The 16398-nt window shown below is 52.1% G+C and carries 12 protein-coding genes, 1 pseudogene and 2 other annotated features; of the genes and pseudogenes, 8 read left to right on the top strand and 5 right to left on the bottom strand.

Features of this window, described 5'->3' with window-relative positions; genetic code table 11:
- The first annotated feature begins 72 nt into the window (after positions 1-72).
- Both ACLM7Z_RS10160 and ACLM7Z_RS10155 read left to right on the top strand, forming a co-directional pair.
- On the top strand, positions 73-1428 hold the full coding sequence (locus ACLM7Z_RS10160; RefSeq protein WP_273350511.1) for an MATE family efflux transporter: 1356 nt from the start codon (positions 73-75) through the stop codon (positions 1426-1428).
- A 509-nt stretch (positions 1429-1937) separates the two neighbouring features.
- Positions 1938-2832, top strand: a pseudogene (locus tag ACLM7Z_RS10155) (DMT family transporter).
- Positions 2833-3284: 452 nt separating this feature from the next.
- Here ACLM7Z_RS10155 and ACLM7Z_RS10150 read toward each other — a convergent pair.
- The 5 genes from ACLM7Z_RS10150 to ACLM7Z_RS10130 form a co-directional block, all read right to left on the bottom strand.
- Complete coding sequence (locus tag ACLM7Z_RS10150; RefSeq protein WP_435644983.1) at positions 3285-4010, bottom strand: SigB/SigF/SigG family RNA polymerase sigma factor; 726 nt, start codon at positions 4008-4010, stop codon at positions 3285-3287.
- Positions 3997-4440 (bottom strand): anti-sigma F factor, encoded by a 444-nt coding sequence (spoIIAB, locus tag ACLM7Z_RS10145; protein WP_435644982.1) that lies wholly within the window; start codon positions 4438-4440, stop codon positions 3997-3999. Before spoIIAB ends, ACLM7Z_RS10150 begins: the two co-directional genes overlap by 14 nt.
- Entirely contained in the window at positions 4416-4790 is a 375-nt protein-coding gene (locus ACLM7Z_RS10140) for an anti-sigma factor antagonist (protein WP_087021751.1), read from the bottom strand. Before ACLM7Z_RS10140 ends, spoIIAB begins: the two co-directional genes overlap by 25 nt.
- Positions 4791-4871: 81 nt before the next feature.
- Positions 4872-6161 carry a bifunctional folylpolyglutamate synthase/dihydrofolate synthase gene (locus tag ACLM7Z_RS10135; RefSeq protein ID WP_087021754.1) on the bottom strand — a complete coding sequence of 430 codons (1290 nt, stop codon included), beginning with the start codon at positions 6159-6161 and terminating at the stop codon, positions 4872-4874.
- A gap of 5 nt (positions 6162-6166) precedes the next feature.
- Entirely contained in the window at positions 6167-8806 is a 2640-nt protein-coding gene (locus ACLM7Z_RS10130; protein ID WP_087021757.1) for a valine--tRNA ligase, read from the bottom strand.
- An 85-nt stretch (positions 8807-8891) separates the two neighbouring features.
- Positions 8892-9125, bottom strand: a binding site (T-box leader).
- Between the two features lie 110 nt (positions 9126-9235).
- Positions 9236-9459 (top strand) — a binding site (T-box leader).
- 61 nt (positions 9460-9520) lie between these two features.
- On the opposite strand from ACLM7Z_RS10130, the gene pheS reads away from it, so the two are divergent.
- From pheS to ACLM7Z_RS10100, 6 genes are all read left to right on the top strand, one after another.
- Entirely contained in the window at positions 9521-10540 is a 1020-nt protein-coding gene (gene pheS / locus ACLM7Z_RS10125) for a phenylalanine--tRNA ligase subunit alpha (protein WP_087021760.1), read from the top strand.
- Positions 10541-10590: 50 nt separating this feature from the next.
- A complete protein-coding gene (gene pheT / locus ACLM7Z_RS10120) occupies positions 10591-12993 on the top strand; it encodes a phenylalanine--tRNA ligase subunit beta (RefSeq protein WP_087021763.1) in 2403 nt (800 codons plus the stop codon).
- A 75-nt stretch (positions 12994-13068) separates the two neighbouring features.
- Positions 13069-13314, top strand: a complete 246-nt coding sequence (locus ACLM7Z_RS10115) for an IreB family regulatory phosphoprotein (RefSeq protein WP_087021767.1) — start codon at positions 13069-13071, stop codon at positions 13312-13314.
- Positions 13315-13552: 238 nt separating this feature from the next.
- On the top strand, positions 13553-14413 hold the full coding sequence (locus ACLM7Z_RS10110; protein WP_087021770.1) for an SH3 domain-containing protein: 861 nt from the start codon (positions 13553-13555) through the stop codon (positions 14411-14413).
- Between the two features lie 283 nt (positions 14414-14696).
- Positions 14697-15005, top strand: coding sequence for a hypothetical protein (locus tag ACLM7Z_RS10105; RefSeq protein ID WP_087021773.1), 309 nt, complete (start codon positions 14697-14699; stop codon positions 15003-15005).
- Between the two features lie 28 nt (positions 15006-15033).
- Positions 15034-16395 (top strand): C40 family peptidase, encoded by a 1362-nt coding sequence (locus tag ACLM7Z_RS10100; RefSeq protein WP_087021775.1) that lies wholly within the window; start codon positions 15034-15036, stop codon positions 16393-16395.
- Positions 16396-16398 lie beyond the last annotated feature (3 nt).

Below are 16398 nucleotides of genomic sequence, written 5' to 3'. Positions count from 1 at the left end.
TTTGAACGTGGTAAGATAATCTGGTGCCTGCGAGGGCATCAGATTATTTTTTTGCAAAGGATGCAAACAGCCATGAAGGATATGACAAAGGGAAACCCGACCAGACTGATTCTGCAATTTGCCATTCCATTGCTCATCAGCAATCTGTTTCAGCAGGTATACAGCCTGGCAGATACGCGTATCGTCGGCAGCTTCCTTGGCGAGGAAGCACTGGCGGCGGTCGGCGCGACCTCTTCTCTCAATTCACTTGTAATCGGACTGTTGATGGGAATGACGAACGGTTTTGCAATCGTCACAGCGCGTTTTTTCGGTGCAGATGACCGAAAGAGCATGAAAAAGGCAATCGCAGGTACCATTGTGCTCGCCGCCGGTACCGTCGCGGTTCTCACCGTTCTGTCAGTCGTATTCCTGACCCCGCTTCTCCGCATCCTCAATACGCCCGACTATCTGCTCGTACAGGCCGCTTCCTATTTCCGTATCATTCTGCTCGGCATGATGGTCACAGTGTTCTATAACGGCTGTGCAGCGACGCTGCGCGCAGTGGGCGACAGTGTAACTCCATTGATTTTCCTTGTCATTGCCACAGTTTCCAATGTCGGCCTCGACCTGCTGTTTATCTGTGTGTTCCACAGCGGTGTACCGGGTGCGGCCATTGCCACGGTGCTCGCTCAGGGCATTTCGGTTATCCTATGCCTGCTGTTCATCAAAAAGCGCTACCCGGAGCTTGTGCCATGCTGCGATGACTTCATGCGTCTGTTCCACGACCGTCATCTGGTCAGCTGGATGTACAGCACCGGTCTTTCGATGGGCTTCATGCTGTCACTCGTCAACATCGGTTCTGTTGTACTGCAAAGTGCCATCAATACCTTCGGTGCCAACACCATCGTCGCGCACACAGCGGCGCGCAAGCTGACTGAGCTGTTCATGATGCCATTTTCCGTGCTTGCCACAACAATGGCTACCTATTGCAGTCAGAACCTTGGCGCAGGCAAAATCGAGCGCATCAAAGCGGGCATATGGCGCGCACTCATACTCTCATGGATCTGGTGCGGCATTGTCATCGTCATATGCTACTCCATTGTGCCAACGCTGATCTACATGGTAACCGGCAGCACAACTGCGGAAATTCTCAATACCGCGACAAAATATCTGCATATCAACTGCATTTTCTATTTTGTCACCGTTGTGATTTCTGTCCTGCGCAATTCGCTCCAGGGCATGGGCGACATGGTCACGCCGCTGGTGTCCAGCAGCATCGAATTGGTCGGCAAAGTGCTGATTGTCGTGCTGCTCGTCCCGCGTCTGGATTATATGGGTGTCATCGTATCTGAACCGATTATCTGGTTTATTATGGTCATCCCGCTGATTATCCAGGTAATCTTTGGCAAGACCTTCCGTATTATGCGGGAGGAAACGCAACCTGCATAAAGACTGACAGCTGCCGCACATATACGGCAGCTGTTTTTGTATCTCCCTGCCTGATGCCAAAATAAAAATACCGCAGCGGTGCTACGGTATTTCAGGCGCGTTCTCTGAAAATCAGGAAAATTCAGTACGCTTAAATAAAATGAAAGGAATTAAAATGAAAAAGAGAGAGAAATAAGAGTAATATGTCAATTCACATCCGGCACAAAGCTGGATGGAGCGGATTGGTTGTCTGCCGCTTTTGTTTCTCTGAGGAAACCGGCCGGGCAGCTGGCCGAGAGATGTGTTTCATTTGTTTGTTTCTTAACTCTGGTAATAGAATACACTATTTTTTCCTTTCTTTGGTGACAGAATTGCGAAAAATTTTTTACAATTTTACGACGTATTTGTTTCTGAATCATGAACGACAAAAAAGAACCATTCTCGCCCGGCACATCCCCGTGCTTGACTATCTTTTTCCCATATTCTAAAATAATCTTCGGCTTTACTTTTTTACATATAAAGGAGTTTCTATGAGAAAAGCATTATTTTCCGGCATTGCCGGGGCATTTTTCTTTGCCTTTACTTTTATTTTAAATCGGAGCATGGATTTGAGTGGCGGTTACTGGATGTGGAGCGCAAGCCTGCGCTATCTTTATACACTGCCGATGCTTTTCCTTATTCTATGGCAAAAGCATCAGTGGAAGGCTATTTTGCATGAAATCCGCCAAAGACCTGCCTTCTGGATTCTCTGGAGTACCGTCGGGTTCGGGCCTTTTTACGCCCCCTGTCTCTGGCTTCTTCCTATGGAGAATCCTGGCTGATTGCATCCACCTGGCAGATTACCATTGTGGCAGGCGTTTTGCTGACACCACTGTTCGGACAAAAAATTCCGCTGAAAATCTCGCCATGTCCTTTCTGATCCTCGCAGGAATCTTCATCATGCAGGGCTCTCACTGGGGAACATCGCACCCTGGCACAATTGTCAAGGTTCTGACTCCCATTCTGATTGCAGCCTTCTCCTATCCGCTGGGCAACCGCATGACAATGGCAGGCTGTCCCTCACACATCACTGCGATTCAGAGAATTTTCGGCATGACCCTGTGCAGTATGCCCTTCTGGCTGATCTGCTCGGCAGTTGCCTACAGTCAGGCCGGATGGCCGAACGCCGGACAAAACATACAGTCTTTTCTTGTCGCGCTGTTTTCCGGCGTAATTGCGACGTATCTGTTTTTCCATGCAACCGATATGGTAAAAAACAATCCCAGACAGCTCGCCATGATCGAAGCGACACAGTCCGGAGAGGTTATCTTTACTCTTCTGGGCGGTGTCCTGCTTCTCGGGGATTCCGCTCCATCTGCACTGAGTTTTCTCGGTGTCGCTCTGATTGTCCTAGGAATGACAATCAATAGTCTGATAACAGATTGAAGAAAAAATACCACTTTTTCGTGACATATGCAATCCTGTCTGATAGCACTCGTGTAAATACGTAGTATTTTTATGCAGAGCAATGCCGCAGCCAGAAACGGCTGCGGCATTAGAAAGGAAAAATATGAAAAATATAAGAGTAAATCGAATTGGAAGAAAAGAGGAACTCCCAACCCGATGGGGCAGGTTGTCTGCCGCTTTTGATCCGATGATCGGGCCGGGCAGCTGGCCTGTAAGAGCGATACAGAATGTGGTTTGTACAACGTTTTGTACTGGTATTATCATACTGCATTGTACTCGTGTTTGGGTGAACAAAACGGGAAAACTTTATGTCGATCATGAAAACAAAATATGTCATTTTTGTTAACAGACGCAAAACCAGGGGGGTGATGGCAGATCTCATCCTGCCCGGTCGTTTTTCGCTACAACAGCAGTGCCTTTTGATACAGCCGCTATGCCTCCGTCATCATCTCCCGCATGTGCTCAATCGCGCGCCGTTCCAGCCGCGACACCTGTACCTGTGAAATTCCCAGCGCAGCCGCACACTGCTGCTGTGTCTGGCTGCGGAAATAACGCAACAAGATGACTTTTTGCTCCTTTTCATTCAGACGGTGGATGCTGTCGCGCAGCAGGACAGATTCAAGCACTTTTTCCTCAATGCCGTCGTCACCCACAAGGTGCTCCAGCGTCGCGCCGTCGTCACCGATTTCCCGCTGGAGCGAGTCAGTCGGAACCAGCGCACTTTCACACGCTGCAATCTCTTCCGGTGAGGCATCCAGCAGCTCAGATAACTCGGAAATCGTCGGCTCACGCCCCGTCTTCATCGAAAGCTGTTCGCGTGCGGCATTGACGCGAATAGCAAGTGATTTGATGGTGCGGCTGACCTTGACTGTGCCGTTATCGCGCAGAAAACGCCGGATTTCCCCGCTGATTTTCGGCACAGCATAAGTGGAAAAACGCGTGCCATACTCACAGTCAAAGCCCTGCACTGCTTTGACAAAACCAAGACTTCCAAGCTGATACAAATCCTCCATGTCGACGCCGCGCCCGGCATAGCGACGGACAATGCTCCAAATCAGACCGCTGTTTTCCCGAATCAGCGTTTCACAGGCATCTTCCTCCCCTGCTTGTGCACGCCGGATCAGGCGGAGCTGCTCTGCGGCATTATTTCTGTCCAAGGCGCGCCGCAATCCGTTTGGTCATTGTGACCTGTGTTCCAACCCCTTCACGCGAGCGCACGCGCAGGCGATCCATAAAGCTCTCCATAATGGTAAAACCCATGCCGGAGCGCCCTGCGTCGCCGGTGGTAAACATCGGCTGGCGCGCCTTCTGAATATCCGCAATGCCACAGCCCTTATCTCGTACAACAATCTGGATTTCCCCGTCATCATACAGCTTCGCCGCAACAGTTATGTATCCGAGTGTATCCCGATACGCATGAACAATACAGTTTGTCACTGCCTCGCTCACCGCCGTCTTGATATCGTTAATCTCCTCAATCGTCGGATCGAGCTGCGCGGCAAAGGCTGCAACTGCCTGCCGCGCAAATGCCTCATTATTGGAACGACTTTGGAATTTGATACTCATCTGGTTGATTTCGCTGTGCATGGCTCTTCCTCCTCATCCTCCGGCTCCGGCAGATGCGGCAGCTCCGGAATAAACTGTATGCGCCTGACGATACCGCTCGCCTGAAAAATACGCATGGCTGTAGGCGGCGTGCCGACAACAGTAAATGTCTGACCTGCCCCAAGCACATTGCGCTGTGCCCCGAGCACGACCGCAATACCAGAGCTGTCCATAAAGGTCAATCCGGACAGATCGAGAAAAATTGGTTCCGTCGCATACAAGGTCATTGTTTTCTCGAGATATTCCACGCACTGTGCCGCTTCGTGATGACCCAACTCACCGTTAAAGCGGATGACAATCCCGCAGTTCTCCCGCTTGTGTGAACATTTCATTTGTTTTTCAACTCCCGAAAAAAAATAGAACTGCCTGTTTTCAGGCAGTTCTATTATAGTCAAAGCGATCTATTTTTTCTGTCAGATAATGCCGTCTTTGAGGGCATTTTTTGCTTCTCCTGCGACATAAAGCGAGCCGCAGACAATCACAACATCATCGTCCTGCGCAGATCCGAGTGCGCGCCGGAGGGCAGAACCGATATCACCGCAGTCAAATACATTGGTATACGGCGAAAATTCACGGATTGTGGAAGCAAGCTGGCGGCTGGACAGCGCGCGCGGATTGTCCGGCTGAACGGTATAAATGGCATCCGCGCGGCGCGTCAGCATGCGCACACACGCCTCATACTGCTTATCTGCGACCATGCCGAGTACAAGCGAAATGCCGCCCTGGGGCAGCATGCTGTCCAGCGTTTCGCACAATGCGGTCACGCCATCGACATTGTGTGCGCCATCGATCATCAGCAGCGGTTCGCGCCGGACAATCTCCTGACGGGCAGTCATGCATGCTTTGGCAAAGCCCGCAGAAATCGCCTCGTCCGGGATGCTCCAGCCTTTGCCGCGCAGAGCAGTCAGAGTTGTATATGCAGTAGCGGCGTTATACGCCTGATGCCTGCCAATCATCCGCAGGCAAAACGATTGACCGTCAATCACACATTCCGTGCCCTCCAGCGTGCACGCAATATTTTCCGGCTGTGCGGCTGGAAGATAGGGCACGCACATGTCATAGCAACGCTTTTTCAGCACCTGATCGACCGACGGCTTCTGCTTCGGATAGTTGATGAGCAGCGAGCCGGATTTTACAATATAGCTTTTATCCGCGGCAATTTCTTCCACCGTATTGCCGAGCACCGCCATGTGATCGAGCGCTACATGCGCCATAACAGCGGCCTCCGGGCAGTCAATGACATTGGTCGCATCAAAACGCCCGCCGAGTCCAACCTCCAGCACGACAATATCACAGCCCTGTTCGAGGAAATACAGCATCGCGCACGCGGTGGTAAATTCAAACTCACCGATACACTCCCCTTCCGGCAGCTGTAAATACTGCTCAATCTCGAGGACGCGCGATGCAATGCGGCACAGGTCTTCCCGTGGGATATATGTGCCGTTTATACGAATGCGTTCACAGAAATCGACAACAAACGGAGAAACGAACAGACCGGTTCGATAACCGGCCTGTTCCAGAGCAGCCGCCGTCAGCACGGCAATGCTGCCTTTTCCGTTGGTTCCCGCGATGTGAACAAATTTCAGTTTTTTCTGCGGATTGCCCAGTGCGGCGAGCAATGCGCGAATGCGGTCGAGGCACGGTGTTCCGCTGAACCGGCCGTGCGCATGAATAGCAGATAAAATCTGTTCGTAATCGCTCATATGCTTCAGTCCAGTGCAGCCAGGCTCTCATCCAGCTTGGCGATCTGCTCCTTCAGCTTGGCTGCCTTGGTGCGCTCGCCCTCGACAACCTGCTCCGGCGCTTTCTTGAGGAATCCCGGATTGCCCAGCTTCTTCTCGATAAAGGACAGATCCTTCTGTGCCTTTGCCTTTTCCTTGTTGAGACGTGCTTTTTCCTTCTCAAAGTCGATCAGCTCATTCATCGGCATATACATCTGTACATCGCCGGTGACAACCGATACCATCTTTGCCGCGTCAGCCGGTGCAGTATCAGAAATGCTAAGCGCACTGGAGTACGCCAGCTTGAGGAAACAAGCTTCGCCTTCCTTAAATACAGACTGATGCTCTGCATTTTCGGTGACAACGTAAATCTGGGCCTTCTTGGACGGCGGAACATTCATTTCAGCGCGGCGGTTGCGGATTGCACGGATGCTCTCCATGAGGATTTCCATCTGTGCTTCCTCTGCCTCGAAGTGCAGCTCTTCCGAATAGGTCGGCCACTTGGACAGCATGACAGTCTCGCCCTCATGCGGCAATGCAAGCCAGATGGTCTCCGTGATAAACGGCATGAACGGATGCAGCAGCTGCATCGAGCCGGACAGGACATAGCACAGGACATTCTGGACATTCTCGCAGGTCTCCTTGTCCTCCTTGTTCTGGAGGCGAGTCTTTGCGATCTCAATATACCAGTCACAGAAAACATCCCAGATAAAATCATTCAGCTTCTGTGCGGCAATGCCAAGCTCATACTTGTCAATGTTGGTCGTGACATCCTGAACCAGCGTATTGTACTTGGACAGAATCCATTTGTCCTCCATCGTCAGCGTCTTCGGCAACGCTACCTTATCGATGGTCAGATTCATCTGGATAAAGCGGGATGCATTCCAGATCTTATTGCAGAAGTTGCGGCTCGCCTCGACACGATCCTTGGAATAGCGCATGTCATTTCCGGGCGAGTTACCGGTTGCCAGCGTGAAGCGCAGTGCGTCTGCACCGTACTGGTCGATGACCTTCAGCGGGTCAATGCCGTTGCCGAGCGACTTGGACATCTTTCTGCCCTGCTCGTCTCGGACAAGGCCATGGATATATACCGTTTTAAACGGTACCTGCTTCATGTGCTCCATGCCGGAGAAAATCATGCGGGCAACCCAGAAGAAGATGATATCATAGCCGGTGACCAGCGTATCCGTCGGATAGAAGTACTCCAGTTCCTTGGTCTTTTCCGGCCATCCAAGCGTGGAGAACGGCCACAGTGCAGAGGAGAACCAGGTATCCAGTACATCTTCCTCCTGACGGATGTGCGTGCTGCCGCACTTCGGGCATACGGTGACATCTTCCTTGGCGACAACCATTTCGCCGCAGTCCTCACAGTAATATGCCGGGATGCGGTGACCCCACCACAGCTGACGGGAAATGCACCAGTCATGGACATTTTCCATCCAGCGGATATACGTCTTGCTGAAGCGCTCCGGAACAAACTTAATCTCCCCGTCTTCAACGACACGGATCGCTTCCTTTGCAAGCGGTGCCATCTTGACGAACCACTGCGCGGAGGTCATCGGCTCAACCGTCGTGCCGCAGCGGTAGCAGGTGCCGACGTTGTGCGTGTGATCCTCAATCTTGACCAGACGTCCCTCGGCTTCCAGATCCGCCAGAACTGCCTTGCGGCATTCGTAACGATCCATTCCCTGATACTTACCGCCGTTTTCGTTGACAGTCGCATCCTCATTGAACACCAGAATCTGTTCCAGATTGTGGCGCTGTCCCATTTCAAAGTCATTCGGGTCATGGCACGGCGTCGTTTTGACGCAGCCGGTACCAAATTCCTTATCGACATAATCATCGGCAAAAATCGGAATTTCACGGCCGATAATTGGCAGGATTGCCTTCTTGCCAATCAGGTGCTGATAGCGCTCGTCGTCCGGATTGACCGCAACACCGGTATCGCCCATAAAGGTCTCCGGACGGGTAGTTGCGACAATGATGCTCTCCTCGGAATCCTTGATATCATACTTGATATACCACAGCTTGCCCGGCTGGGTTTCATACTCTACCTCTGCGTCAGACAGGGCAGTTGCGCAGTGCGGACACCAGTTGATGATACGGCTGCCCTTGTAAATCAGGCCCTTGTCATACAGGTTGACAAAAACTTCCTTGACTGCCTTCGAGCAACCCTCATCCATGGTAAAGCGTTCACGGCGCCAGTCGCAGGACGAGCCGAGCTTTTTCAGCTGCTGAATGATGCGGTTGCCGTACTGATTTTTCCAGTCCCAGACGCGCTCAAGGAACTTTTCGCGGCCGAGATCATAACGAGTCAGCCCTTCCTCGTTGCGCAGGTTTTCCTCTACCTTAATCTGGGTTGCAATGCCCGCATGGTCGGTGCCCGGCATCCACAGGGCGGAATAGCCCTGCATACGCTTGGTGCGGATGAGGATATCCTGTAATGTCTCATCGAATGCATGGCCCATGTGCAGCTGACCGGTGACATTCGGAGGCGGAATAACAATGGTAAACGGTTTTTTGGTTTCGTCTACTTCGGCATTGAAATATCCCTTTTCTTCCCACGTTTTGTACAGCTTATCTTCCGTGGCGCTGGGATCATACGTCTTTGGCAATTCGTTGGTCACGAGTATTGCCTCCTTCCTATAAGAATATCATTCAAATCTGAGGGCAGGTGTACCGGAATAAAAAAGAAAACCCTCCGTCCGGAATCATCAGGACGAAGGGAAAGCTCCGTGGTACCACCTAAATTCGCACAGAAAACCTGTGCGCACTTTGTGCCGCGTAACGGGGGCAAATCGGAAGCACCTACCGCCGGAACGAAAACCGGTTTGGGTACTTCGGCTCAGAAGCGACCTTCCATCCCCTGCCGCAGGAACTTACACCGACCGTTCCCTCTCTTTGCCGGCTGTACAGGAATGTACTCCTCTTCTTCAACGCCTTTCTTTTATTTAAGACCAGTATATTATAGTATCTTCCGGTATTGTTGTCAAGAATACACTTGATTTTTGCACGCTCATATGATATAAAATAGTAGTATATTCAATTGCAACGTGAAAAAAGCCAGGAACGGGAAGAGTAACCGACGCCCACTGCGGCACCAGAGAAGGACAGCCATCGGCTGAAAGCTGTCCGCCGAAACGGTACGGTGAAGTTCGCCCGGGAGCTCCGGTGTCTAAAAGCACCGGCGGGAGATTCCCGTTACCAATCCCCAAGTGCCGGCTGTGCGCCGGAATCCGGGTGGTACCGCGGAAGCATTCCCTTGCCTTTCGTCCCTGTTTTCTCAAGTGGGGCGGGAGGTTTTTTTGTGCAATAAAATTCGCAAGGAGTTGTTTTAACAGATGAAGGAGAAATTACAGTCTATCCGGGAGCTTGCTGAACAGGCGATGGCTGCCAGCAAGGACGCCCGTGAGCTCGACGCCATTCGCGTCAAGTACCTCGGCAAAAAGGGCGAGGTCACGGCGCTGATGAAGAACATGCGCAATCTGGCTCCGGAAGAGCGCCCGGCGTTCGGCCAGCTGGTCAACGACCTTCGCGCATCCATTGAAGCTGGTCTGGCAGAAAACAAGGCGCGTCTGGAGGCCATCGCACTGGAGGCCAAGCTCAAGAGCGAGACCATTGACGTTACAATGCCGGGCGAGGAAGTCACCGTCGGCACCAAGCACCCGATCAGCACCGTGCTCGACGAGGTCAAGGATATCTTCATCGGCATGGGCTTCTCCATCGGCGAAGGCCCGGAGGTCGAGAAGGACTGGTATAACTTTGAAGCGCTGAATATCCCGAAGGATCATCCGGCACGCGACACACAGGACACCTTCTATATTTCCGACAACGTGGTTCTGCGCACGCAGACCTCTCCAATTCAGATTCGTACGATGGAGCATAAGAAGCCGCCGATCCGCATCATTGCCCCCGGCCGCGTCTTCCGCTCCGATGCTGTCGATGCAACGCATTCCCCCCTGTTCCATCAGATCGAGGGTCTGGTTGTCGACAAGGGCATCCGCATGTCCGACCTGAAGGGCATTCTGGAAATGTTCGCAAAGAAGCTGTACGGCGAGGACACCGTTGTCCGTTTCCGCCCGCATCACTTCCCGTTCACCGAGCCGTCCGCAGAGATGGATATGCAGTGCTTCCAGTGCCACGGCGAGGGCTGTCCGCTCTGCAAGGGCGAGGGCTGGATTGAAATCCTCGGCTGCGGCATGGTTCATCCGAAGGTTCTCGAGGTCTGCGGCATTGATCCGGACGAGTATTCCGGCTATGCCTTCGGCATCGGTCTGGAGCGCATCGTTATGAGCCGCTACAAGATCAACGACATCCGTATGTTCTATGAAAACGATGTGCGCTTCCTGCACCAGTTTTAAGCTGAGAACACGCAAACGGATACTATACTGAACTCTGGAGGAATGAAATCATGAAGCTGCCAATGAGCTGGCTTTCCGAATTTGTAGATATGTCGGGCATCACCAACAAGGAATATGCGGATAAGATGACGATGTCCGGCTCGAAGGTCGAGGAAATTGATTACCTCGGCGAAGAATTCAAAAATGTTGTCACGGGTAAGATTCTGTCCAACGAACCACACCCGGATTCCGACCATCTGGTCATCTGCATGGTCGATGTCGGCAAGGAAGAGCCGATTCAGATCGTTACCGGTGCGCCGAACGCACATGTCGGCAGCATTGTACCGGTTGCCCTGCACAAATCCCAGCTGCCGGGCGGTGTGAAGATCACCAAGGGCAAACTGCGCGGTGTACCGTCCAACGGCATGATGTGCTCCCATGAGGAACTGGGGCTGACGCTCAACGAAATCCCGTACGGCGATCCGAACGGCCTGCTGCTCATGCCGGAGGGAACTCCGGTCGGCGTTGACATCCGCACCGTCATCGGTCTCGACGAATATGTCACCGATTTTGAAATTACATCCAACCGTCCGGACTGCCTGAGCATCATCGGCCTCGCACGCGAAACTGCGGCTACCTTTAACCGCCCGCTCAAGCTGCATGCACCGGTTGTCAAGGGCTGCGGCGGTGACATCAACAACAGTCTGTCTGTCGAGGTTGATGCACCGGATCTGTGCCCGCGTTACACCGCGCGCCTGGTTAAGAACATTAAAATCGAGCCGTCCCCGGCCTGGATGCGCGAGCGCCTGCATGCTGCCGGTGTCCGCCCGATCAACAATATCGTCGACATCACCAACTATGTCATGCTGGAATATGGTCAGCCGATGCATGCATTCGACTACGCCTGCCTGAAAGACAGCAAGATCATTGTCCGTCGCCCGAAGGACGGCGAATTTATCCAGACGCTGGACGGACAGAATCATTATCTCGATAATGACATGGTCTGCATCGCTGACGGAACCACTGCCACTGCGGTTGCAGGTGTCATGGGCGGCTATGAGAGCGAAATCACCGAAAACACCAACACGGTCGTCTTTGAGTCGGCGAACTTCCACGGTGCAACGGTCCGTATCACTGCAAAGAAGCTGGGTATGCGCACAGAGGCCTCCGGCCGCTTTGAAAAGGGTCTTGACCCGCGCATGACCGTCGATGCAGTCAATCGTGCCTGCGAGCTGGTCGAAATGCTCGGTGCAGGTGAAGTTGTCGACGGCATCATCGATGTCGACGCAACCAGCGATGCGCACAAGCGCCTGCCGCTGGAATGCGACAAGATGAATGCCCTGCTCGGTATTGACCTGTCCCGTGAGGAAATTGTCGGTTATCTGGAGCGCCTTGGCTTTGCAGTTGAGGGCGATGAGGTTGTCGTTCCATTCTACCGCACTGATATCTCGCGCATGTGCGACCTCGCCGAAGAGGTTGCCCGTATGTACGGCTATGACAACATCCCGACTACGCTGTTCGGCGGTGAATCCGTACTCGGTGCACTGACTCCGAAGCAGAACTTTGAAAAGAATATCGGCATTCTGGCACGCGCCTGCGGTTTTGACGAGGCATTGAACTTCTCATTCGGCAGCCCGAAGATGTATGACAGCATCGGCCTGCCGGAGGACAGTGAAAAGCGCAAGTCGGTCAAGATTCTCAATCCGCTGGGCGAAGAATTCAGCGTCATGCGCACCACTTCCCTGCCGTCCATGCTGGATTGCCTGATGCACAACTTCAACTATCGCAATGCAACTGCAAGCCTGTATGAAATCGCGACGATTTATCTTCCGGCACTCAAGGACGGTGAGGTTGACGCAGAGACCCTCCCGCAGGAGCCGCATATCCTGACGCTCGGCTCGTATGGCCGCCTGTCCTTCTTCCAGTTCAAGGGCGTCATCGAGCGAATCCTGAACGACACGGGTGTACAGGATGTATCGTTTGAACCGGTCACCGATCATCCATCCTATCATCCGGGCCGCTGCGCAAGAGTCCTTTCCGGCGATACGGAGATTGGTGTATTCGGCACGGTTCATCCGGTTGTTGCAAAGAACTACGGCGCTGGCAACAGCGAGGTGCTGGCTGCCGAGTTGAATCTCGATGTTATGTTCGGCTGTCTCTCCACAGAAAAGATTTACCAGCCGCTGCCGAAGTATCCGGCTTCTACCCGCGACATCGCAGTTCTGTGCGACGAGAGCATTCCGGTCGCACATATGGAAAAGGCAATTTCCAAGGCCGTCGGCGGCATTCTGGAAGCGGTTTCTCTGTTCGATGTTTACAAGGGCGACCAGGTTCCGGAAGGCAAAAAGAGTGTTGCTTATTCCCTCAGACTGCGCCGCAGTGACCGCACGCTGACCGATGAAGAGTGCGACGGCGCAATGAAAAAGGCCATCGCCGCTCTGGAGAAGCAGTTCGACGCAAAGCTCCGTAAGTAACAAACTCGTAACAAAGCTCTTTACAAATTGAGATTTCTGTATTATTATGAAAGTACGTTGAAAGGAGGGCCCGCAATGCTTGACGGAACCAGACAGTTCAGTATGAAAGAAGAAAGTGACAAGGAAATGAAGCGTGTGCTTCAGACGGTATATGACGCTCTCAAAGAGAAGGGCTATAATCCGATCAACCAGATCGTTGGTTATCTGCTCTCGGAGGATCCGACGTATATTACCAACTACAACAATGCACGCAGCCTGATTCGCAAAATTGATCGTGACGAGCTGATGCAGGAATTGATTTCCAACTATCTTGAACTGTAATACAGGGATTTTCACAGGGCGTCTTCGGACGTCCTGTGTTTTTCTGGTCAGATGTTGGAGGATACTTACCCAAAAGTGTTACTGAAGTGTTTCCATATCGTTTCTGTATTGTGTTTGCTATATGCTCTGGATCGTGGTATGATTGATACAACGAAATAGCTATTGAATACGGAAATTGCGCACAAACCAATCAATCCCGGGAGAGATTACCTGCCTGAACAGAAGGAGGTTCTCTGACATGCTGCGTACCAAAATGATGAAAATAGCGGCTGCTGCCGCAGTTGCGACTGTGATTGTCTGCACCGGCGCATTCGCCGCCAATGTTGTTTCTGTCACTGATGTCAATGTTCGCTCCGGCCCCGATAATTCCTGCGCTGTTGTCGCAGTCATGAAAAGGGGCACCTCAGCAGAGAAGCTGGGAAAGAGCGGCAACTGGATCAAGGTAAAGGTCGACGGTAAGACCGGTTATGTATACGGCAAATATTTGAAGGATGCTCCCGATTCCCCTGATGACGCAAATGTGGAGAAAAAGACTGTTTCTGTCACTGCCTCTTCGCTGCGCGTCCGTTCCGGCCCGGGAACGAAATACAGCACCATCGGATATCTGAAAAAGGGCGGCGAGGCTGTCGTTGTCGAAACATCCGGCAAATGGTATAAGATTGAATACAAAGGCAAGTACGGCTATATCAGCAGCAAATACACGAAGGATATCACCAAAACAGTTGAGGTGACTGCATCCTCGCTGAATGTCCGTTCCGGCCCCGGCAAGGAATATAAGTCCATCGGAACCCTCAAGAAGGGCAAAACTGCGACTGTTGTTGCAGAGACAAAAGACTGGTACAAGATTGAGTATAAGGACGGATATGCTTACATCAGCAAGAAGTATGCCAAAGAGGTTGCACCCGAAAAGCCCGCCGCGGGTAAAACGGTAACCATCACCACCGACCTCTATGTTCGCTCCGGCCCCGGCAAGGAATACAAGGCCATTGGCACTCTGAAAAAAGGGAAAACCGTGGAGGTCTTCGAGAAAAAGAACGGCTGGTATCGTATGAAATTCAACGGAAAAACCGGCTATATCAGCGCAAAATACACCCAATAACTCTATGTAACCTTCCAAAATAGCAAAACACTGCGGCGTGAAACCCCAATATCCCGGGGTTTCACGCTTTTTTCTTTGCAAAATGGTAACAAAATATTTGACAGTACAGGTGTCATGTGCTATACTAAAGAAAATGTAACCGTATTGTAATGTTTGATGAGGCGTTTTGTAACCTCGATGTGCGGCGTGTGTGCTTGTCCCCTGTTTGACATGAAATCTCTCACGTGGTATACTAATCCTATTGCGTGTGAAACGAAATTTATTTTGCAAAGGAGATTACCTTATGTCAGCTACTTCCAAAAAAGATGCGGATGACGGCATCCTCACATACAAGGGCCACCCTCTGATGAGACATGACAATATCATTTATTACGGCAGCATGAGCGACCGCTATATCATCATGATGCAGATTCTCGAGACTAAGATGGTCAAGGATCTCGAGGTCGCAACGCGTGTTTCCGTTCAGTTGCAGCAGACATCCCCCAGCGTCCGTCCAAAGGACAGAATTGTAAAGAAAACGGAAAAAGATGGCCTTTATACAGCACTGGATATCGCTGTAGTCTGGCTCAACAGGGCGCTGTCAGCCAAATAATTTTAGTGAAATCAGGAGGGTTCCTACCATGATAAGTTCGAAGAAGATGAAGTTCGCCGTAACAACGGCAGCAGCTACTGCTGTTGTCTGCACAGGCGCTCTGGCAGCAAACGTAACTTCTACCACGGATGTAAATGTTCGCTCCGGCCCAGGTAGCTCATATTCTGTGCTTACCGTGATGAAAAAGGGAACCACTACCTCTCAGCTGGGCACTTCCGGCAGTTGGGCAAAGGTCACGGTAAACGGCAAGACTGGTTATGTCTACAGCAAGTACCTGACCAGCGGCAGCTCGTCTTCTTCGACGACTCCTTCCACGACCTCATCCAAGACCGTTTATATCACAGCCTCTGCACTGAATGTCCGCTCCGGCCCGGGTACTTCCTATGGTGTTGTTGGCGGCCTGAGCAAGGGCAAGTCAGCAACGGTTGTTGGCACCTCCGGCAGCTGGTATAAGATCAAGTACGGCAGCGGCTATGGCTACATCAGCAGCAAGTATACATCCTCTTCGGCAGTAGATTCTGATTCCGGTTCGTCCAGCACCACTTCCTCTTCCAAGACGATGTACTGCACGGTTTCCGGTCTGAATGTCCGCTCCGGCAAGGGTACTTCTTACGCTTCCAAGGGCACCCTGTCCTATGGCCAGCAGGTCAGCGTAGTCAATACCTCCAGTTACTGGTATAAGATCAAGTACGGCAGCGGTTACGGCTATGTCGGTTCCAAGTACCTGTCCTCTTCCAAGCCGTCCGGCAGCTCCACCACTCCGGTTTCTGCTCCGTCCAACAAGGAAAAGACGATGTACTGCACGGTTTCCGGTTTGAATGTCCGCTCCGGCGCAGGCACTTCCTACGCTTCCAAGGGCACCCTTTCCTATGGCCAGCAGGTCAGCGTAGTCAATACCTCCAGTTACTGGTATAAGATCAAGTACGGCAGCGGTTACGGCTATGTCGGCTCCAGCTACCTGTCTTCTACCAAGCCATCCAGCGGCGGCAGTGTTTCGGATACGACCCCGAGCACCGGCGGCAGTGTTTCCGGCTCCAGCATTGTTTCGTACGCTAAGAGCTTCCTCGGTTGCTCGTATGTTTACGGTGCATCCGGCCCGAGCTCCTTCGACTGCTCTGGTTTTACCCAGTACGTGTACAAGCACTTCGGTAAATCCATCCCGCGCTCTTCCGCTTCGCAGTATTCCAGCTGCAAGAAGATTTCCAAGTCCAGCCTTCAGCCGGGCGATCTGGTATTCTTCACCAACGACGGCAGCGGTGTCGGTCATGTAGCGATTTACATGGGCAATGGTCAGATCATCCACGCGGCAAACTCCCGCAGAGGTGTCTGCACCGACAGCCTGAACAGCAGCTACTATTCTTCGCATTACGTTGGCGCAGGCCGTTATTGATTT

The sequence above is a fragment of the Butyricicoccus porcorum genome, assembly GCF_051246315.1.
GTDB classification, from domain to species: Bacteria; Bacillota; Clostridia; order Oscillospirales; family Butyricicoccaceae; genus Butyricicoccus_A; species Butyricicoccus_A porcorum.
This window is presented reverse-complemented; position numbering and strand designations above follow the sequence as displayed.